Annotated in this window: 21 protein-coding genes and 1 tRNA gene; 13 read left to right on the top strand and 9 right to left on the bottom strand. The window is 47.3% G+C overall.

Going from position 1 to position 17,904, the window contains the following annotated elements; translation table 11 throughout:
* The first annotated feature begins 33 nt into the window (after positions 1–33).
* Genes murI through ICN42_RS06455 form a run of 4 tightly spaced genes read left to right on the top strand, consistent with a single transcriptional unit; the run spans position 34 to position 2,646 of the window.
* Positions 34–840 (top strand): glutamate racemase, encoded by an 807-nt coding sequence (murI, locus tag ICN42_RS06470; protein WP_216252366.1) that lies wholly within the window; start codon positions 34–36, stop codon positions 838–840.
* Entirely contained in the window at positions 837–1,532 is a 696-nt protein-coding gene (locus ICN42_RS06465; protein ID WP_216252364.1) for an energy transducer TonB, read from the top strand. The genes murI and ICN42_RS06465 overlap by 4 nt, the downstream gene beginning before the upstream one ends.
* 5 nt (positions 1,533–1,537) lie before the next feature.
* A complete protein-coding gene (locus tag ICN42_RS06460; protein ID WP_216252362.1) occupies positions 1,538–2,230 on the top strand; it encodes a MotA/TolQ/ExbB proton channel family protein in 693 nt (230 codons plus the stop codon).
* 2 nt (positions 2,231–2,232) lie between these two features.
* The gene (locus tag ICN42_RS06455) at positions 2,233–2,646 is read left to right on the top strand and encodes a biopolymer transporter ExbD (RefSeq protein ID WP_216252360.1); all 414 of its coding nucleotides are present in this window, start codon (positions 2,233–2,235) and stop codon (positions 2,644–2,646) included.
* Here the strand turns inward: ICN42_RS06455 and ICN42_RS06450 are convergent.
* Both ICN42_RS06450 and ICN42_RS06445 read right to left on the bottom strand, forming a co-directional pair.
* On the bottom strand, positions 2,639–3,088 hold the full coding sequence (locus tag ICN42_RS06450) for a hypothetical protein (RefSeq protein WP_255539266.1): 450 nt from the start codon (positions 3,086–3,088) through the stop codon (positions 2,639–2,641). The genes ICN42_RS06455 and ICN42_RS06450 overlap by 8 nt on opposite strands.
* Positions 3,089–3,109: 21 nt before the next feature.
* Positions 3,110–3,198: transfer RNA gene (locus ICN42_RS06445), tRNA-Leu, on the bottom strand.
* Positions 3,199–3,331: 133 nt separating this feature from the next.
* Between ICN42_RS06445 and ICN42_RS06440 the strand changes: the two genes are divergently transcribed.
* The 4 genes from ICN42_RS06440 (at position 3,332) to purU (ending at position 7,591) form a co-directional block, all read left to right on the top strand.
* On the top strand, positions 3,332–5,797 hold the full coding sequence (locus tag ICN42_RS06440; RefSeq protein ID WP_216252358.1) for a penicillin acylase family protein: 2,466 nt from the start codon (positions 3,332–3,334) through the stop codon (positions 5,795–5,797).
* A gap of 71 nt (positions 5,798–5,868) precedes the next feature.
* Positions 5,869–6,276: a surface-adhesin E family protein gene (locus ICN42_RS06435; RefSeq protein ID WP_216252356.1), complete on the top strand. Its 408-nt coding sequence runs from the start codon at positions 5,869–5,871 to the stop codon at positions 6,274–6,276.
* 10 nt (positions 6,277–6,286) lie between these two features.
* Positions 6,287–6,688, top strand: a complete 402-nt coding sequence (locus ICN42_RS06430) for a hypothetical protein (RefSeq protein ID WP_216252354.1) — start codon at positions 6,287–6,289, stop codon at positions 6,686–6,688.
* Positions 6,689–6,736: 48 nt separating this feature from the next.
* Complete coding sequence (gene purU / locus ICN42_RS06425) at positions 6,737–7,591, top strand: formyltetrahydrofolate deformylase (RefSeq protein WP_216252352.1); 855 nt, start codon at positions 6,737–6,739, stop codon at positions 7,589–7,591.
* Between the two features lie 8 nt (positions 7,592–7,599).
* On the opposite strand, the gene soxA is transcribed toward purU, so the two are convergent.
* Genes soxA through ICN42_RS06395 form a run of 6 tightly spaced genes read right to left on the bottom strand, consistent with a single transcriptional unit; the run spans position 7,600 to position 12,394 of the window.
* The gene (soxA, locus tag ICN42_RS06420; RefSeq protein WP_370626004.1) at positions 7,600–8,385 is read right to left on the bottom strand and encodes a sulfur oxidation c-type cytochrome SoxA; all 786 of its coding nucleotides are present in this window, start codon (positions 8,383–8,385) and stop codon (positions 7,600–7,602) included.
* Positions 8,382–8,711 (bottom strand): thiosulfate oxidation carrier complex protein SoxZ, encoded by a 330-nt coding sequence (locus ICN42_RS06415; RefSeq protein ID WP_216252349.1) that lies wholly within the window; start codon positions 8,709–8,711, stop codon positions 8,382–8,384. Before ICN42_RS06415 ends, soxA begins: the two co-directional genes overlap by 4 nt.
* Positions 8,708–9,193: a SoxY-related AACIE arm protein gene (locus ICN42_RS06410; RefSeq protein ID WP_216252347.1), complete on the bottom strand. Its 486-nt coding sequence runs from the start codon at positions 9,191–9,193 to the stop codon at positions 8,708–8,710. Before ICN42_RS06410 ends, ICN42_RS06415 begins: the two co-directional genes overlap by 4 nt.
* 29 nt (positions 9,194–9,222) lie before the next feature.
* On the bottom strand, positions 9,223–9,657 hold the full coding sequence (gene soxX / locus ICN42_RS06405; protein ID WP_216252345.1) for a sulfur oxidation c-type cytochrome SoxX: 435 nt from the start codon (positions 9,655–9,657) through the stop codon (positions 9,223–9,225).
* 46 nt (positions 9,658–9,703) lie between these two features.
* The gene (locus ICN42_RS06400) at positions 9,704–11,935 is read right to left on the bottom strand and encodes a xanthine dehydrogenase family protein molybdopterin-binding subunit (protein ID WP_216252342.1); all 2,232 of its coding nucleotides are present in this window, start codon (positions 11,933–11,935) and stop codon (positions 9,704–9,706) included.
* A 9-nt stretch (positions 11,936–11,944) separates the two neighbouring features.
* Positions 11,945–12,394, bottom strand: a complete 450-nt coding sequence (locus ICN42_RS06395; RefSeq protein ID WP_216252340.1) for a (2Fe-2S)-binding protein — start codon at positions 12,392–12,394, stop codon at positions 11,945–11,947.
* Between the two features lie 133 nt (positions 12,395–12,527).
* Between ICN42_RS06395 and ICN42_RS06390 the strand changes: the two genes are divergently transcribed.
* Both ICN42_RS06390 and ICN42_RS06385 read left to right on the top strand, forming a co-directional pair.
* Complete coding sequence (locus ICN42_RS06390; protein WP_216252338.1) at positions 12,528–12,881, top strand: CidA/LrgA family protein; 354 nt, start codon at positions 12,528–12,530, stop codon at positions 12,879–12,881.
* Positions 12,878–13,606 carry an LrgB family protein gene (locus ICN42_RS06385; protein WP_216252336.1) on the top strand — a complete coding sequence of 243 codons (729 nt, stop codon included), beginning with the start codon at positions 12,878–12,880 and terminating at the stop codon, positions 13,604–13,606. Before ICN42_RS06390 ends, ICN42_RS06385 begins: the two co-directional genes overlap by 4 nt.
* 1 nt (position 13,607) lies before the next feature.
* Here ICN42_RS06385 and ICN42_RS06380 read toward each other — a convergent pair whose 3' ends face one another.
* Positions 13,608–14,951, bottom strand: coding sequence for an aminotransferase class III-fold pyridoxal phosphate-dependent enzyme (locus ICN42_RS06380; RefSeq protein WP_216252334.1), 1,344 nt, complete (start codon positions 14,949–14,951; stop codon positions 13,608–13,610).
* A 96-nt stretch (positions 14,952–15,047) separates the two neighbouring features.
* Between ICN42_RS06380 and ICN42_RS06375 the strand changes: the two genes are divergently transcribed.
* Genes ICN42_RS06375 through ICN42_RS06365 form a run of 3 tightly spaced genes read left to right on the top strand, consistent with a single transcriptional unit; the run spans position 15,048 to position 17,885 of the window.
* Positions 15,048–15,458: a nuclear transport factor 2 family protein gene (locus tag ICN42_RS06375; RefSeq protein ID WP_216252332.1), complete on the top strand. Its 411-nt coding sequence runs from the start codon at positions 15,048–15,050 to the stop codon at positions 15,456–15,458.
* Positions 15,452–16,861 (top strand): FAD-binding oxidoreductase, encoded by a 1,410-nt coding sequence (locus tag ICN42_RS06370; RefSeq protein WP_216252330.1) that lies wholly within the window; start codon positions 15,452–15,454, stop codon positions 16,859–16,861. The genes ICN42_RS06375 and ICN42_RS06370 overlap by 7 nt, the downstream gene beginning before the upstream one ends.
* Positions 16,851–17,885: a tripartite tricarboxylate transporter substrate binding protein gene (locus ICN42_RS06365; protein ID WP_255539264.1), complete on the top strand. Its 1,035-nt coding sequence runs from the start codon at positions 16,851–16,853 to the stop codon at positions 17,883–17,885. The genes ICN42_RS06370 and ICN42_RS06365 overlap by 11 nt, the downstream gene beginning before the upstream one ends.
* The last annotated feature ends 19 nt before the right edge of the window (positions 17,886–17,904 follow it).

The following is a 17,904-nucleotide window of genomic DNA, read 5'->3' as shown; positions in this document are numbered from 1 at the left end:
TTAATAGCAAGACATAGTTAAGCGACCGTTTACTTGGCACTCATCGGGGTATTTGATTCTGGCGTTGGAGGCTTATCCATTTTGGATGAGGCTTTGCGCCAGCTTCCCGAGCATGACTATATTTACTTGGCTGACTCTATCAATGCGCCTTATGGAGAAAAGTCCAGCGAGTGGATTGCTTCACGCAGTATGGAGCTGTGCAAATACTTAGTAGCGCAAGGATGCGATGCCATTCTGCTTGCGTGTAATACGGCTACCGCTGAAGCGATCGCACATATTCGCCATGAACTGAACCACATTCCGATTATCGGTGTGGAGCCTGGCATCAAGCCTGCGGCAATGCAGTCGGCCAATGGCATAGTCGGCGTTCTGGCAACTGAAGCCACACTGAAGAGCGATAAATTTAGCGCTTTACTAGCCACCCTTCCCAACTGTCAGTTTATTAAACAAGCTGGCGCTGGCTTAGTTCCTTTAATTGAGTCAGGGCAGGCCAATGGTGAAGAAGCTCTAGAGCTTTTAGCTGAGCATCTCGAGCCTATTCAAGATGCGGGAGCCGATACTCTGGTCTTAGGATGTACACACTACCCTTTCTTACGAAAAGCGATTCGTAAATTGCTGGGAGATTCAATTAATCTCATTGATACCAGTGAGGCCGTGGTACGGCAACTTAAAAGAAAATTAGAGGCGCAAGGTAAGCATTTAGATCACGGTCAATATGGCTCTATTAAATTGATCAGTAGCAAAGATGCGGAGTTATTACATCAAATGGCGCAAGAGCTCATGCAGTCAGATCTCAATCAGCACCGCATTGAGTCACAACTTGTGAGCTCTTTCAGATGAGTGCTTTCTTCAGCCAATTGAACGCACGTCTGCCATTCGATAAAACCGAACGCATCATTATTGGCATCGTCCTTGCCTTACATCTACTATTTTTAATTGGCTTTCAGAGTGGCATGAAGCCTGACAACGAGAACAACTTAGATGATGCGCGAGTGATGGCCAACCTCGTGAGTCCTGAGGCCGCTAAGCAGCCCCAAGCTGCTCCAGCTGCGCCTCCGCCAAAACCAAAGCAGGAGCAAAAGAAGAAAACCGTGGATGCGAAATCCACGCAGGCGCCAACACCGCCGCAGACTCAACAACAAGCCCCTACCCCCCCAACACCCCAGCAATCTAAAAGCGAATCACAGACCCCCAATGCCACAGTTGCACCCGCAACTACCTCTGGATCCAGCGGTACGCCGATCCAGACTGACATTGGTAAACTGGTCGTCGTCTATCAACCCGATGCGGATGCGTACTACCCCTCCTTCTCTAAGAGATCGGGGGAGCAAGGTGAAGTAGTAGTTCGTCTCATCATTGATGAGACTGGCAGTGTTGAGGATGTCGCCTTATTGCGCTCTAGCTCGTTTCCACGACTAGATCGAGCGGCAACTGAGATTGGTCGTCGTTATCGCTTTAAACCATTTTTAGTGAATGGTTCGCCCCAAAGAATTTCTACCAACCTTTTAATTAAATTTAATTTAAAGAATTAAACATTATGAATACACCATTTGGCTTAGCAAATTTATGGCTCGAGGGCGATGCAATTACGCGCTTTGTGGCACTCGCACTGCTATCGTGCTCAATTGTGACCTGGGTAATTTTGTTATCCCGCTTCTGGGATTTGCGCAACCTACGTAAACTCAAACCTGAGCTTGATCAATTTTGGCGCGCTACATCTTATGACCAAGGCCTCAATGCATTCACGAGCCACGCAAGCAATCCTTATTATCAGATTGCCAAAGCAGCTAGTGGCGCCTCTACCCACCATCAAAGCCAATCGACCAATCATCGCGAGCTCTTACAGACACTAAATTACTCTGAGTGGATGGCGAGAAGCTTAAAGAACAGTATTGATAGTGTTGGTGCGCAACTCCAAAAGGGCCTTACCTTTCTTGGCTCCACTGGCGCGACAGCACCGTTTATTGGTCTATTCGGAACAGTGTGGGGCATCTATCACGCTTTGATCGCAATCAGCAGCTCTGGTAGCGCGCAGATTGATCAAGTTGCAGGTCCTATTGGCGAAGCACTCATCATGACTGCCCTGGGTTTAGCGGTAGCGATTCCTGCGGTGTTAGGCTTTAATGCAATTAACCGCGCCAACAAACTATTGCTGGCTGATCTCAATCGCTTTGGCAATGATCTCCTTGCTTACTTTGTGACTGGCGCCCGCGTGAAGTCCGGAGAATAAATATGTCTTTTAATCTTCAGAACGACCAAGAAGAAAGCGGCATCATGGCCGAGATCAACATGACTCCCATGGTGGATGTCATGTTGGTACTCTTAATCATTTTTATGATTACCTTGCCTGTGATTCAGCAGGCGGTAAAGGTTGAATTGCCAAAAGCGAATAGCGTACGTAATGAAGTCAAGCCAGAGTCAATCCAACTCTCCATTGATGCCAAAGGTCAAATTTTCTGGAACAGCACCCCAATTGATTTAGAAACGTTCAATGGGTACGCTGAGAAAGCTGCCCAGAAAGAGCCGCAGCCAGAAATCAACTTGCGTGCCGATAAATCAGTGAAATATGAATATGTTGCCCAAGTACTCGCAGCATCACGTCGCGCTGGCTTAACGAAGTTAGGATTTGTAACGGAGCCTAATTAAGGCTTTTAGCTCTACCGCACTGCTCTTGATAGGTCTTTGTACCCTCTCCGAGGGTGGCCGAAAGAATTCCACCTTTAATGGTCTCCGCTTTTCTAAGTTGACCATTCAGGCGATTAATTGTGATCGCCGTTAGTACTGAGCCAGATCCATATTGAACACCGTCAAAACTCTCTGGTAGAAAATATGCTTCCATCGAAATGAGGACAGTAGATTCGGTAATCAAAACATTTTTAATGATTTGTCGCCCCAACTCATTAGATTGATCTAAATCTCGATCATCGACAAAAACTTTTGCCTTCTGATTTTTTGAGGCTGGGATGACCTTGAGTTCGTAGGCTTCGATGTAGTTCTTTTCTGAACGCTCACAAGTAAAAACCAATCGTTCTGCGCCCAAACTAGGAGCAAGGTACAAAAGTAAGATCAGAATAGGGAGATATTTCAAGGATGCCTGAAATCAATCGATTGGTGCCCGAGGCCGGAATCGAACCGGCACGACTTTTTTGAGTCGGCAGATTTTAAATCTGCTGTGTCTACCGATTTCACCACTCGGGCTCGCACGAGCAATAAAGCCGTACTAAATAAACCAAGACAAGCAAAATTTTAGCATGCGAGGCCTCTCTGTGGCTGGAAGCCTGTTTTCATCAAGCTTGGCCAGAAGTTGTGGCAAACCCACTAAACTATTCCCATGAAATTACCTACGCCGAGCTCAGGTCTGAAAACCCTATTAAAAGCCGTCTTTTGGCTTAGTTCTGTAGCTCTGGTCTTGAGCATTACTGCCGGAATTGTCTATCTAATCTCCGCTCAAACCAATCCCTCTGGCAAGCGGATCATTAAAACTCTCGGGGATTCGGTTGCCATCACCTTTGATGAGAGCGATATCCCTCATATTCAGGCAAAGAGCTCTACTGATGCGCTCTTTGCATTAGGCTATTTACATGCTAGCGAGCGCTCCTGGCAATTGGAAATTAATCGCCGACTGTCCAGTGGGCGTCTTTCTGAAATCCTCGGAAAGGAAACTCTAGCAATAGATCGTTTTATTCGTACGCTAGGAATTAAACATGCCGCTGAAAAACAGTTTGATCGCTACCCTATTGAAACCAAGCGACTGCTTCAATCCTACGCAGATGGGGTCAACGCTGGTAATGCCCACTTAGGCTGGGCGCTACCGGTTGAATACTTTTTGACTGGATCAAAACCAGGACATTGGTCGCCTACTGATAGCGTGGCATGGATGCTGATGATGGCGCTTGATCTTGGCGGGAACTGGCATAAAGAATTGCAACGACTTGAGCTAGCCCAATTTTTAACAACTAAAGAGGTATGGGAAGTAATGCCAGCACATACACCGGGAGAACCGGTGAGCAATGTTGACTTTGCCAAGATGTATCACGACATCAAGATCTTTAATCCAAACTCACTCACAAGAGATCAAAAGTCCAAGAAGCTTCCCGCAACCGAATTAACCATCAATGAGGTGCCGGGCGGCAAAGATGGCATCGGTTCCAATAATTGGGCGCTTAACGGCAAACTCACAACCTCTGGCAAGCCACTGCTGGCCAACGATCCACACCTAGGCTTATCAGCGCCAGCAATTTGGTACATGGCTCACTTAGAGGCACCAGGCATGAATGTCATTGGCGCCACCCTTCCCGGCATTCCGGCGGTGGTTTTGGGCAGAACTGATAAGTTCGCCTGGAGCTTTACAAACACTGGTCCCGATGTGCAGGATTTATATATCGAACAGCTAGATCCTAAAAATCCTGGAGTCTATCGGGGTCCAGAAGGGCCACTTCCTTTTAAAGTGCGCCAAGAAATCATCGACATTAAGGGTGAATCTCCCCTTCGCTTTTTGGTGAAAGAGACTCGGCATGGTCCAGTGATTTCAGAATCATATGCACGTGCCAAGCGCGCTATTGATACTGATCGCTTTGTCTTAGCATTGCGCTGGACTGCTCTGGATATTGAGAATCAATCTGTTGCTGGTTTGCTTGATATGAATCACGCCAAAGATTTAGATACGTTTAAGCAGGCACTTCGCAAAAACTATGCGCCAATGCAAAACGTGGTGATGGCGGATGTCGAAGGAAACATCTCTTATCAGGCGGCTGGTGTCGCTCCCAAGCGTACCTTACACCAAGGACTATATGGAGTAGCGCCTGCCCTGGGTTGGGAGAAGCAATACGACTGGACCGGATATGTCCCCTTCGATCAACTCCCTAGTAGTAATAATCCAGATTCAAACTGGATTGCAACAGCCAACCAAAAAATATTGGCCAGCAATGATCCAAACCCACTTACGGGTGACTGGGATCTACCAACACGCTATGACAGAATTGTAGAATTGATTAAAGGCAAGTCGGCTCATGATCTCGCCTCTATGAAATCCATGCAAGCAGATACCCTCTCTTTGGGCGCTACACCACTTCTAGACTTATTTAAGTCCGCTAAATCAACACATCCTCTAGCGCCACAAGCATCTGAGTTGAGCAAGAGCTTTGATGGCGATATGAAAATCGACAGTGCTAGCGCTCTTCTATTCAATGCCTGGGCCAACCAACTCACAAACAAACTCTTCTTACGTTTGGGATATCTGTTTACAGAAAATTATGGTGACCGCAACTTTAGACATCCGCTGATATTGCAATTACAGAACCCGAATAGCCCATGGTGCGATGATCCTCAAACATCGCAAGCCGAGAGTTGTGCTGATGCTTCGAATGCAGCATTTGATCAAGCCCTAGAACAACTGAGTGCGCAATTTGGTAATAATCCTAAAAAATGGGCTTGGGGCAATGCGCACATTGCCGTCTCGGAACACCGCCCTTTAAGCAAGGTTCCACTCCTTGGCAGCCTCTTCAATTTGACGCAGCCTTTTCCTGGGGATAGCTTTAGCATCAATGTGGGCAGGCTAGAGCTACGCAGAGCTGATAACCCCTTTGAAACCAAACAGGCACCTAGTCTTCGAACGCTCTACGATCTCGCAGATTTAGAACAATCCCTCTTCATTTACCAAACTGGGCAATCTGGCTGGGTACAAAACAAGTTTTACCGAAATATGGGCGCACTCTGGGCCAGCAATGAATACCTTCCGCTCCAAATGAAGCCCCAAAAGATTACTCGGCAACTGGATCTGAATATTAAGGAAAAATAAGCCAGGGAGTTTAGAATGAACCCTGTAGGCCCAGCCTGGGCTTAATCTATTTAATGACAACGCTACCTATTATGAAAAAAATATCTGCACTGGCCTTTTTTATCTCGCTCTGCACTCTCCCCATAACTAATAGTGTTGCCGCATGGCAGGACTTGGGTGGCCCTGAATTATTTACAGTCTATGCCGATCCAGATACTCTGAGTATCAATGGCGATAAAGTTCAAATTATGTCTATGCTCGATTTTAAAAAGCCAGGCGTGAATCCAAAAACTAAAGCTACTGTGAATTCGATTGTTGGCCTGAATGAATATAATTGCGCCAACGAAACATACCGCCCAATTGAATTTAAAGAATTTGCGGGCAATAAAGGATCTGGTAAGGTTGTTTCAGACAACAAAACGCCAGACAGCCCTTTCGAAGAAATTGCCAACGGCTCGTGGGCAGCAGGTGTCTACAACCTTGCTTGTAAACGTAAATAGATCATTGCTATTGATGGCCAAACTGGGCAGACCAACTTTTACAGTTTGGCCTGCCTTTTTCTTTTACTGCAGCCTTACCTTTAGCGTTATCACTCTCTGCCTAAATTTAACTGGGTGCGCAGCGCCATTAATGGCCTTAGGGAGTTCGGCTACCGGCGTGGCCAGCTCTGCGGGAACTGCGGCCGTATCTGTAGCGGTGGCCAATCCATCGACTGCTGCTAGCGCCATCTCCACCGCAACAACTGGAAAATCCCCCTTAGAGCATGCCGCCTCGGCCGCGACTAAGCAGGACTGTAACTTTCTGAATGCTTTAGGGCCCAAGCCTATTTGCACCGATATTCCCACTCCCGCAATCAAAGATATGAGCGAACCCTATCTTGGCCCTGCAGATAGCCCGCCCGCTTCTAAGTAAGCAGTCTAAAATTAGCCCTTATCAGCAATCTTTACCCCCATTTAAGTCATGACTACAGAAAATTACTACCTCACACTCACCTGCCCCAATAGACCAGGCATTGTTGCCGCTGTTTCAACTTACATCTTTGAATTGGGTGGCGACATTGAAGAGGCCCAGCAATTCGATGACAAAGCCTCTAAGCGCTTCTTTATGCGTGTGAGCTTTAGCTGCAGCGCCGATGGCAATAGTCTCAAGGCGGGTTTTGTAGAAATTGCCAAACGCTTTGATCTCACTTGGGATCTGCGTGCTGTAAAAGATTTAAAGCGAGTGCTCATCATGGCATCCAAGTTAGATCATTGCTTAGTCGATCTGCTCTATCGCTGGCGTATTGGCGAGTTGCCAATGATTATTTGCGGAATCGTCTCCAATCACCCGCGTGAGGTCTACTCCAGCATTGATTTTGCCGACATCCCTTTTTATCACCTGCCAGTCACACCAGAAACTAAGCCAGCCCAAGAGGCCAAACTTTTAGAAATCGTTGCAGATTCAAAAGTGGATATGGTCATTTTGGCGCGCTATATGCAAATTTTGTCGGATGATTTGTCTACTAAGTTATCGGGTCGTTGCATCAACGTTCACCACTCGTTCTTACCAAGCTTTAAAGGTGCCAAGCCTTACCATCAAGCCCATGCTCGCGGCATTAAATTAATTGGTGCAACATCACACTTTGTTACCAGCGATTTAGATGAAGGCCCGATTATTGAGCAAGATGTGACCCGCGTTACCCATGGTGATACACCCGAAGACTTAGTTCGCAAAGGTCGAGATTTGGAGCGCACCGTGCTATCACGCGCCCTACGCTACTACCTGCATGACCGTGTTTTGATTAACGGTACAACCTCAGTAGTCTTCTCAGACTGAGCCGTGATTTAAGGTCGGACCCCTGGAGTTTCTAGAGTCATTCCTCTTGCTCGCCACATTAAAAATAGCTCTAACTGAGCCATCTCAGTCGAGCCATACTCAAACTGTTTAGCGCGTACCCCACTCATACAGTTACGTAGACGTCTTTGTAAAGATCCCATGGTCTGCCATTCAATTCGGTAAATTGGGTAGGCAGTTGGGTGCCCCTGAGGAATCAGACTGCCCCCCAGCTTCAATCCAGCGCGATCCTGATGACACTGTGCGCAAGACAAATTGAGCTGACCCATTCTTTCATTAAAGAACTGGCGGCCTTGCTGAAGATCTTTCCTGTTCTGCGGCGTTTCTTGAATCGCAATTGGCAAGCCCCTGGATTGCATTGCTACAAAGGTCGTTAAAGCTAAAAGCTCTTTGCTTTCATAAGCCAGTGGCCCAGCCTCTTGATTTGACGTGCGACATTGATTGATTTGCCCCTCTAAGGTCTGTAGTTTTCCCTTTTGCACTTTAGGAAACTGCGTAGCGACGCCAGCCATCTTTTGCCCACTATCGCCGTGACAGGATGCGCAAGACACATTCTTTTTTCCCGTCTTTTCTTTCCAGAGGCTATGCCCATCCATTACCCAAAATAGGGCGGGGTTGAGATTAGGGTCATCTTGCATAGCTTGATTCTCTGAGCTCATCAACTGGTAGCTTGATTGACGAGAATCTTTTGGAGCCTCAAGCGCTAAGCTGGAATTAACTCCAAGCAGAATTGCTATTACTGATAGAAAACGAAAGCAGAAAGCGGAGAGATTCACGAGACAATAATTTGCGCGTGATTGACTGCTTCATAACCATCATCCCCCACCCATTTGAACTCTAGCGTTCCAGAAGCCACTGCCACGGTAGTGAAAACAATCAAGGGGTTTGCGCCAATCCCCGGATAGAAATCCATCCTGAATACTTCTTCACCGTTGTATTGACAGGTAAAGAGTCGAATGATGTCGCGAGGTATCCGCTTACCATCTTCGGAATACCGATAGCCTGTCTCCATATCGTGCTGGGCAATTGCCCGAATTTCAATAATGGAATCTTTTTGAGCCTGAGCCGGCATGGTGATGCCTGTGCGGGAAGTCTTACTCATACCAACTCCGTACATGCAGAGAGGGTTACCAAAGTATCCGCATAGCCTTGCCAAAAACTACCGTCACTCATTTGCGCGATAGCCCATACCCTTTGTGAGTCAGCCAATCTAACGCGAGTAGTTAAATCAGCGCGGCCAGAGCGGGGTGTGAAATAGGCAGTAAAAATATTAGGCAGTGGATTGCCCTCTGCAATCACATGTACAGCCTTCACATAATCATTTGCCGTCATTGGACTTTCTACTGAAAGTTTTAGAACCACTAGGTTGCCACTCTCCACCAAGGGCGGAATGATCAACTTCACCCGGCCGTCCCGGATTGAATTTGAGCCCACAATTTTTGCGATCACTTCCATTGCCTCTGGCTTTTTAGCTATAACCCAACTCGGTATCATCCAGCTTGATAAGCCGAACAGACCAAGCGCGGATAAATACCTGCGCCGACTTGGCTTTGTAGTGTTTGAATTCAGCTTTAAATCAGTCATAGTGATTCGTAATTTCGTAAATAAATTTATCATTGAAGGCTTACTAAAAAGGCGACAACATCTTCTATCTCTTGACCACTGAGAATAGTTTGATCTACAAACTTAGGGGCTACTCGATTTAAGCCGGTGGTGCGGTAATACGCTGGCATGATGCTCGTTGGATTAAAGCGGCCTGGATCTACCAAGCGCGCCCGCAATTGAGGTGCGGTGGAGTGACCTACACTGGCGCTCAAGTCTGGCGCCAAATTGCCCTGAAAGCGCTCCTCTGGGAACGGCCCGCTATGGCATAGCAAACATAAGCCAACTTGACGACTACCCACAATGGCCCTTCCTCTAGCTACATCCCCAGGAGAAGAAGTTAGGGGATTCAGAATCGAATCCCCTACCCAGGTTTGGGATTGCGCTAAGCAAGGCAGGAAAAGAGTCGATACCCCTAGCAATAAGGCTGCTAGCGTTCTGCTCATTCCTGCTTACCCATCACTAACTACCCTATCCCATTCATTACGGCGATTAAACCAACTTAATGCCACTATTTTTCAATGGCACAGTGCGTAAGCGCTTGCCTGTTGCACGGTAGATCGCATTGAGAACGGCCGGTGCTGCAACTGCGATCGTTGGCTCACCAACACCACCCCAGTCTTTACCGCCGCCCTGGATGATGATAGTTTCGACCTTAGGCATCTGTGAAAGACGAATGGAGTTGAAAGTATCAAAGTTCTTCTGAACGACTGCGCCCTTCTCAAGCGTAATTTCTTCTTCGAAGAGAGCGGATAAGCCATAAACAAAGGAACCAGAAACCTGACGAGCAACCTGAGCTGGATTGACAACATAACCCGGATCAGTGGCAGCCACAATACGATGAATTTTCACCTCGTTACCATTGGTCACAGATAACTCGCAAGCGGCAGCAACATAACTACCGAATGAACGCATCTGCGCAAGGCCACGGAAAACACCTGGTTTGGCGGGTTTAGTCCAGCCAATGCCATCGGCTACCGCATTCAGTACAGCTACCGCGCGAGGATAATTTCCCATATGCTGACGACGGAACTCTACCGCATCAACCCCAGCGGCTTCAGCCATCTCATCCATGAAGGTCTCTAAAAAGACCGCATTTTGGTTGACGTTGACTCCGCGCCAGAAACCTGGCGGCACATGCGTATTGCGCATGGCGTTATCAATCATCAGATTAGGGAAGCTGTAGGTAATACCATGCTCCCCCGTTGGATCCAGGCCCTGAAATACCAGAGGATCCTTACCCTTGTTAGCAGCAACCACTGCTGGACGCACTGCAGCCAAAATAGATTGGCCAGACAAACGCATATTGAGGCCGGTGATATTTTTCTTGTCATCTAATGCCGCAGTCATCTTGCACATCATGACCGGGTGATAGCGACCTTGCGTCATATCCTCTTCGCGTGTCCAAATCAATTTAATTGGCGTACCTGGCATTTGCTTGGCAATATTGACAGCCTGTGTTGTGTAGTCCTGAAAAGCGCCACGGCGACCAAATCCACCACCGAGGTTTACTTTGTAGGCATTGCACTTTTCTGCTGGCAAACCAGATGCTGCAATCACAGCCGCAAGAGAGGCTTCACCATCTTGAGTTGGCACCCAAGCCTCACAAGAGTCTGGCGTCCACTTTGCAGTAGCTGTTTGCGGCTCGAGGGTGGCATGGTTTAAGAATGGATAGAAGTAAGTTGCCTCAATCGTTTTGGAGGCTTTGCTAATCGCTTCTTTAGCATCGCCATTGGAGTTACCCACAAATGCATCATTCGCTGTGAGACCCTCTTCCAGCATCTTCTTGATTGAAGCACTAGAAACATCGCCGTTAGCGCCGTTATCCCAAGTAATGTTGACGGCATCTAAACCTGTTTTAGCTTGCCAGAAGGTATCTGCCACTACTGCAATAGCAGAGTCACCTACTTGAACAACTTTCTTGACGCCTTTCATGCTGGAGGCTTTAGTGGCGTCATAGCTTTTTACCTTGCCGCCAAACACTGGAGATTCTTTGATCGTCGCCACAAGCATGCCGGGCATCTTCAAATCAATTGCATAGATCTGCTTACCAGTCACCTTATCAGCAACACCATCAATACGATCAACTGGTTTACCGATCAAGGTCCATTCTTTAGGATCTTTGAGGGTTATTTCTGTTGGTACTGCTAGCTGAGCTGCGGCAATAGATACTTTTCCAAAAGTCGTTTTACGTCCGGATGGAGTATGAGTAATCACGCTATCTTTAGCAACACACTCTGAGGCAGGAACGCTCCACTGATTTGCTGCGGCTTGAACCAACATGATGCGAGCCGCTGCGCCGCCTTTACGAACATACTGTTCAGAAGTACGAATACCACGGCTACCCCCAGTGGAATAACTGCCCCAAGCTTGCTTACGCTTAAGGCTCTCAGCTGGAGATGGATACTCATAAGAGACTTTTTTCCAGTCGCACTGTAATTCTTCGGCAACCATCTGCGCTAAGCCAGTAATGGTTCCCTGACCCATTTCAGAGCGCACGATACGAACCACGATGTCATCGTTTGGTTTGACCACGACCCAAACACCAATCTCCGGGGTCGCAAGTGGCGCCATCGAGGTAGTGCCAGTACCCATTGCGGCATTGGCTGAGGAGATAAAAGATAAATCAAAGCCGATTGCCAAGCCAGTTGCAATAGCGCTGGATCCAACAATGAAGTGGCGACGTGAATTATTAGTAGTTGCTGTATTAATAGTTTTGCTCATGATCGCCCCTTATGCCTTACTCACAGCATGAATCGCATCACGCACTTGTTGGAATGTTCCGCAACGACAGATGTTGGTTACAGCAGCATCAATCTGGGCATCAGTCGGTTTTGGGGTATTGCGCAATAAGGCAGTAGTTGCCATCACCATGCCAGATTGGCAGTAGCCGCATTGGGGAACCTGATTGTCAACCCATGCTTTTTGTACTTTGGATAGCTGGCCATTCTTCTCTAGGCTTTCGATTGTTTCAATCTTCTTACCTTCAGCCGCACTCACTGGAATAGAGCAGCTACGAATCGCCTGACCTTCAAAGAGGACTGTACATGCGCCGCATTGGCCCACGCCACAGCCATATTTAGTGCCAGTTAAGCCGACATGATCACGGATGACCCACAATAAAGGGGTTTCTGGATCAACATCCACCTTGTACTTTTTACCGTTGACGTTCAAGTCAGCCATGAGAGCTCTCCTAAGTATTTTTTGTATTGAAGTCTTATCTATTAGATAGAGACCCTGCTTATGTTGTGTTTATCTTAACCAAGAAATGACTTATTGCTTTGCAACATATATTGCGGAGCAGTAAGATCGAACGATGATCTCCGGCCTAGTCCAAATTCTTCTATTTCAAAGCCTGGGTGAGCTGATTTCCAAGTTCGCCCTACCTACCCTGCCAGGGCCCGTTATCGGCTTGGTTCTACTCATTATTTGGCTGGTACTGCGCAAGGGGATCAATCATGACCTCGCCATGGTGGCAGATGGTTTTAGCCAATACCTGGGGCTCTTATTTGTACCGGCAGCAGTTGGGGTAGTTTTATTCCTTCCCCAACTCAAAGCAAATGCCCTAGCCATTGTGACCGCCCTAGTGGGTAGCGTCATTCTCACGATTGCCACCAGCGCTATAGTGGCTCGCTTTTTGAGCGCAAAGCAAAAAGAGGTGGATCAATGAGCGAAAAGCACTCGATCGTAGAGATTTGGGTCTACTTATCAGGCAGCCCTTTATTTGCCCTCTTTATTACCTTGGCCGCTTATCAAATTGGCCTGTGGATTTATAAGACTACCAAGCAGAATCCCTTGGCCAACCCCGTAGCCATTGCCATCATTCTAGTAGCCAGCGTCATTCAATTTATTGAGATGCCCTATTCCACCTACTTTGAAGGTGCGCAATTTATTCATTTCTTATTGGGTTCAGCAACCGTCTCTTTAGCCATACCCATCTACAGAGGATTAAGCAGCTTAAAAGGAAGATCCCTGCCCCTGCTTGCATCTTTAGTTACTGGTGGCTTGGTCTCCATCATTAGCGCAGTCAACATTGCTAAATTATTCGGGGCTGACTCCAGCATCACTGGCGCCATGTATCCCAAATCAGTTACAGCCCCAATTGCTATGGGCATTGCTGAGCGCATTGGCGTATCACCAACCTTAACCGCAATCTTCGCCGTCACTACCGGAATTCTGGGGGCTATTTTGGCGCCGTTTATTCTTAATGCGCTAGGTATGAAGGCATGGTGGCAACGTGGCTTTGCCATTGGTATTGGCGCCCATGGTATCGGCACCTCGCGTGCATTTAGCATTCACCCAGAGGCGGGCACCTATGCCAGTCTCGCTATGGGCATGAACGGCGTAATTAGCGCCGTAGCCATTCCCGTTATTTATCATCTGTTTAATCGATAAATTATTTAATCTGCATTGCAGCGTCAATCGCATCACTCAATACGCTGACCAAAAATTCCACCTCGGCTGGCGTGGAAATAAACGGTGGCCCCACTGCGATTGTGTCATTGGTAATACGCACCAGAGCGCCTCTTTCAATGCAAGCCTCCAAGGTCTTCATGGCCCGCAATCCTGGCTTACCAGCAATGGGGGTTAAATCGACCGCACCAGAAAGACCAAAGTTCCGAATATCCAGCAACCCTGCTTTTCCCTTGAGAGCATGTAATGAGTTCTCTAGGACAGGCTCAAGCGCTTTAGCGCGATTGACTAAGTCGTCAGACTCAAAAATATCCAGGACTGCATGAGCAGCCGCTGTAGGAATGGGGTGTCCAGAATAGGTATAGCCATGAAAGAATTCGATAGCTTGTTCTTGACCGCCCTGCGCCATGATCGCATCATAAATATCACCACGTACCAGCACACCACCCATGGGAATGACGCCATTCGTGATTGCTTTAGCAAAGGTAATCATGTCAGGCGTTACACCAAATCGATCCGCACCGAAATTCGCTCCTAGGCGCCCAAATCCAGTAATGACCTCGTCAAAAATCAGCAAAATACCATGCTTGGTGCAGATATCTCGAATCTTTTGCAGATAGCCCTGTGGTGGTACCAGTACTCCTGTGGATCCTTGCACGGGCTCTAAAATAACTGCAGCAATGGTGTTCGCATCATGCAAGGTAACAATGTTTTCCAGCTCATCTGCTAAATGCGCACCCCAAGTTGGCTGACCTTTCGAGAAAGCCATTTGAGAGAGGTTGAGTGTATGAGGTAAGTGATCTACACCCGGCATCATCATTCCAGCAAACGCCTTGCGGTTAGCAACAATACCTCCAACCGAAATGCCACCAATGCCTACGCCGTGATAAGCGCGCTCGCGACCAATCATCCGAAAGCGCGATGCATTTCCCATAGAGCGATGATAGGCAATCGCCATTTTGAGCGCAGTATCTACCGCCTCTGATCCAGAGTTGGTAAAAAATACTTTATCTAAACCAACGGGTGCCATGTCAACAATGCGGCTAGCCAAGGTGAATGTGGCCTCACTCGCCATCTGAAATGCCGGGCAGTAATCCATGGTTTCATACTGCTTTTGAATGGCTGCACCAATTCTTGGATCAGCATGCCCCAAAGGTGAGCACCATAGGCCCGATAGTCCGTCAAATAATTTTCGACCATGGTCATCAAAGTAGTAAGCTCCTTTGGCTGATCGCATGACCTTGGGGTTCTGATGAAAGTAGCGATTAGGCGTATAGGGAAGCCAGTAGGCCGACATGTCAACTGAGCTGATATTGTTTTCCATCATTGTCTCTTGTATTTTTTTATGAATTATTCGTTACTATAGTACTTCATTCGATCATTCAAACGAATTCACCTAACAACCGCCTTTACCTAATTCAATATGCAAAGTACTTATCACGAAGTCACAGTTCATTTCTTAGCCGAATTTAGCGCAGCCTGGAACCGCCACGATCTGGATGCTTTAATGGGATTTATGAGTGATAACTGTGTTTTCCAAACAGCTGCAGGTCCAGATGCTTGTGGCACACGTCACGAAGGCACCCATGCAGTAAGAGCGGCCTTTGAAAGTGCTTGGATTAATTTTCCAGATGCGCAATGGCTTCACGATCGACATTTTGTGAATGGCAACTTTGGGGTATCAGAGTGGACCTTTACTGGCACCGCAGCTGATGGCTCTCGAGTTGAAGCTGATGGCGTAGATATTTTTACTTTCAAAGATGGCAAGATTCAATTGAAAAATGTTTTTCGTAAGAACCGCCCCAATTTGCCGGCGGCAAAATCAGAATGCTGAATTTGAAGATGCCACACTCAAGCTATGACCCTCTATACGACCCTCTTACCTCTTTGATCCCAGGTAGAGGCCGAGACTATGCGCCGAGCTATTGGGTTGCAAGCGCCGGCATCCCACCTGAGACAGATGGGCCCGTAACGCAGGACATTGATACCGACGCCGTCATTATTGGGTCAGGCTCCACAGGAGTTTCAACCGCTCTCTATTTAGCCCAAGAACATGGCATACAAGCGACCATCTTGGAAGCAAATAATATTGCTTGGGGCTGCTCAAGTCGAAGTGGTGGGCAGGGTCAAAATGCTAGTGGCAGATTATCGCGTTCACAATGGATTGAGCGTTGGGGTTTAGAGACTGCTAAAAAGTTAGATCGAGAAATTCATACGGGGTTCGATAACTTTAAAGAGCTGGTGAATACCATTGACTGCGATGCCTTTGATGGCGGTCATCTTTACGTTGCACATCGTCCAGAAAAAATGCTTTACCTTCAAAATGAAGCCAGAGTCCGTAAAACTATTTTTGGCTACGATCCGCTATTGCTGAGCGCCCAAGAACTCAGAGAACAATATTGCGACGATCATGATGCGGCTGGAGCACTTCTAGAGCGCGAAGGTGTGGGTATTCATCCGCTGAAATTTACATTTGGCCTGCTTAAAAAAGCCCAAAAACTGGGAGTAAAGATTCACACAAGCAGCCCAGTTGAAGGCTGGGAAACAATTAACGGAATTCATCACATTCAAACGCCAGGCGGGGTCGTACGCGCTAAGCGGATCGCTATCTGTACTGGTGGATACGGTATACAGGGGCTCAAGCCGATCAAAAACCGAATTCTGCCGATACTCTCAAACTCTGTAGTTACCAGACCACTCACTGATAGCGAAATTGAGGCGTGCAACTTTCGTTCACACACTTTTTTAACTGACACACGTACGCTCCGCTTTTATTACCGCCTCCTAAAGGATAAGCGCCTGCAATTAGGTAGCAGAAGCTCCATCAGCGGAGCGGATGCTCAAGCACCCGAACATCTCCAACTGTTAACTGACGCTATTGCCAGAAAATTTCCACCGTTAGCTGGCATCCCCATTGATTACTCTTGGTGGGGATGGGTAGATGTGAGTCACGACATGATGCCGCGGATTACACAACCAGATCCCAAGGTAAAGGTATGGCACGCTTTAGGCTACGGCGGTAATGGCGTTTCATTTTCCACTTGGGCAGGAAAGCGCTTGGCTGAACTCGTTGCAGGCAGCAACACCAATGCAGAGGTGTTTAAGCTACCCATTTACAACTCCGCATTAGAATTCCCAAATATTCTCGGCAAAGTTCGATCCGAAGCTTTTGCCCCCTTTAGAAGATTAGGGCAAAGTGTTCTCTATAAGTGGTATTGGTTAAAAGATGAAAAATAATTCAGTAACTCAATACTTCAATCTATTTTCTACAAAGGCCTCCATGAATCCGATTCATCGCACCCTCTTTGGCGCAGCACTTTCTTTTGGACTAATGCATGCCAGCATGGCCGCACCTGATACTGATTGGCCAAAAAAACCAATCCAGATGGTTCTGTCATTTCCTGCCGGAGGTTCAACTGATGTGTTCGCCCGCAGTATTGCAGCTCCTCTGGGTGAGGCGCTGGGACAGGCTGTCGTCATTGAAAATAAACCCGGTGCTGGCGGCATGATTGGTTTGGGTGCCGCAGCTAAGGCCAACCCCGATGGATACACCATTCACTTCAGTGCCTTAACCAATCAAGCGATTTCTCAAGCACTCTTTAAAAATCCCCCTGCTGATCTCCAAAAAGATTTTGCTTCTGTAGCTCTAGTGGGCTCTGTTCCCCATATTGTTGAAGTAAATCCCAGTGTTCCCGCTAAAAATTTGCCGGAGCTGATCGCCTTTATTAAGTCAAAGAACGGCAACTTTAATTACGCTTCTCAAGGAAACGGTACCTTATCCCATCTTGAATCGCAGTTGTTTATGCAACGGATCGGCGCTACTGGAGTTCATGTTCCTTACAAAGGAAGCAGTTTTGCTTTACCCGATCTAATCGCTGGTAATACCTTGATGATGTTTGATAGCGTGACTGCTTCCCTACCCCATATTCAAAGCGGCAAACTACGTCCTATTGCCATTGCCTCCACAGAACGCTCACCACTCATGCCCAACGTGCCTACCTTTGAGCAAGATGGTATGAAAAAATTTGATGTGGAGAATTTATTTGCCATTTATGCCCCAAAGGGAACTTCTCCAGCCATCATCGCTCGACTGGAAAAAGAAATTCGCAAGATTTTGACTAATCCCGATTTTAAAAATAAGTTAGCCAATCAAGGTATTCACCCAGAGTTTGCCAACTCAGAAAAACTCACAGACATCACCAGCGCTGAGCATGCTAAGTGGTTAAAGATTGTTAAAGCCTCTAATATCAAGATCGATTAATTCCTCACTGCATCTCCTT

The sequence above is a fragment of the Polynucleobacter sp. 71A-WALBACH genome (assembly GCF_018882365.1).
Lineage (GTDB): Bacteria > Pseudomonadota > Gammaproteobacteria > Burkholderiales > Burkholderiaceae > Polynucleobacter.
Note: the sequence above shows the minus strand (reverse complement) of the source record. Positions and strands in the feature narration are given on the sequence as shown.

What these genes read in the sequence shown, in the direction of transcription:
- ICN42_RS06465 (WP_216252364.1), top strand. Translation starts at nt 837, where the DNA reads ATGAGTGCTTTCTTCAGCCAATTGAACGCACGTCTGCCATTCGATAAA.
- ICN42_RS06460 (WP_216252362.1), top strand. Translation starts at nt 1,538, where the DNA reads ATGAATACACCATTTGGCTTAGCAAATTTATGGCTCGAGGGCGATGCA.
- ICN42_RS06455 (WP_216252360.1), top strand. Translation starts at nt 2,233, where the DNA reads ATGTCTTTTAATCTTCAGAACGACCAAGAAGAAAGCGGCATCATGGCC.
- ICN42_RS06440 (WP_216252358.1), top strand. Translation starts at nt 3,332, where the DNA reads ATGAAATTACCTACGCCGAGCTCAGGTCTGAAAACCCTATTAAAAGCC.
- ICN42_RS06435 (WP_216252356.1), top strand. Translation starts at nt 5,869, where the DNA reads ATGAAAAAAATATCTGCACTGGCCTTTTTTATCTCGCTCTGCACTCTC.
- purU (WP_216252352.1), top strand. Translation starts at nt 6,737, where the DNA reads ATGACTACAGAAAATTACTACCTCACACTCACCTGCCCCAATAGACCA.
- ICN42_RS06415 (WP_216252349.1), bottom strand. Translation starts at nt 8,711, where the DNA reads ATGAGTAAGACTTCCCGCACAGGCATCACCATGCCGGCTCAGGCTCAA.
- ICN42_RS06410 (WP_216252347.1), bottom strand. Translation starts at nt 9,193, where the DNA reads ATGACTGATTTAAAGCTGAATTCAAACACTACAAAGCCAAGTCGGCGC.
- soxX (WP_216252345.1), bottom strand. Translation starts at nt 9,657, where the DNA reads ATGAGCAGAACGCTAGCAGCCTTATTGCTAGGGGTATCGACTCTTTTC.
- ICN42_RS06400 (WP_216252342.1), bottom strand. Translation starts at nt 11,935, where the DNA reads ATGAGCAAAACTATTAATACAGCAACTACTAATAATTCACGTCGCCAC.
- ICN42_RS06395 (WP_216252340.1), bottom strand. Translation starts at nt 12,394, where the DNA reads ATGGCTGACTTGAACGTCAACGGTAAAAAGTACAAGGTGGATGTTGAT.
- ICN42_RS06390 (WP_216252338.1), top strand. Translation starts at nt 12,528, where the DNA reads ATGATCTCCGGCCTAGTCCAAATTCTTCTATTTCAAAGCCTGGGTGAG.
- ICN42_RS06385 (WP_216252336.1), top strand. Translation starts at nt 12,878, where the DNA reads ATGAGCGAAAAGCACTCGATCGTAGAGATTTGGGTCTACTTATCAGGC.
- ICN42_RS06380 (WP_216252334.1), bottom strand. Translation starts at nt 14,951, where the DNA reads ATGATGGAAAACAATATCAGCTCAGTTGACATGTCGGCCTACTGGCTT.
- ICN42_RS06375 (WP_216252332.1), top strand. Translation starts at nt 15,048, where the DNA reads ATGCAAAGTACTTATCACGAAGTCACAGTTCATTTCTTAGCCGAATTT.
- ICN42_RS06370 (WP_216252330.1), top strand. Translation starts at nt 15,452, where the DNA reads ATGCTGAATTTGAAGATGCCACACTCAAGCTATGACCCTCTATACGAC.
- ICN42_RS06365 (WP_255539264.1), top strand. Translation starts at nt 16,851, where the DNA reads ATGAAAAATAATTCAGTAACTCAATACTTCAATCTATTTTCTACAAAG.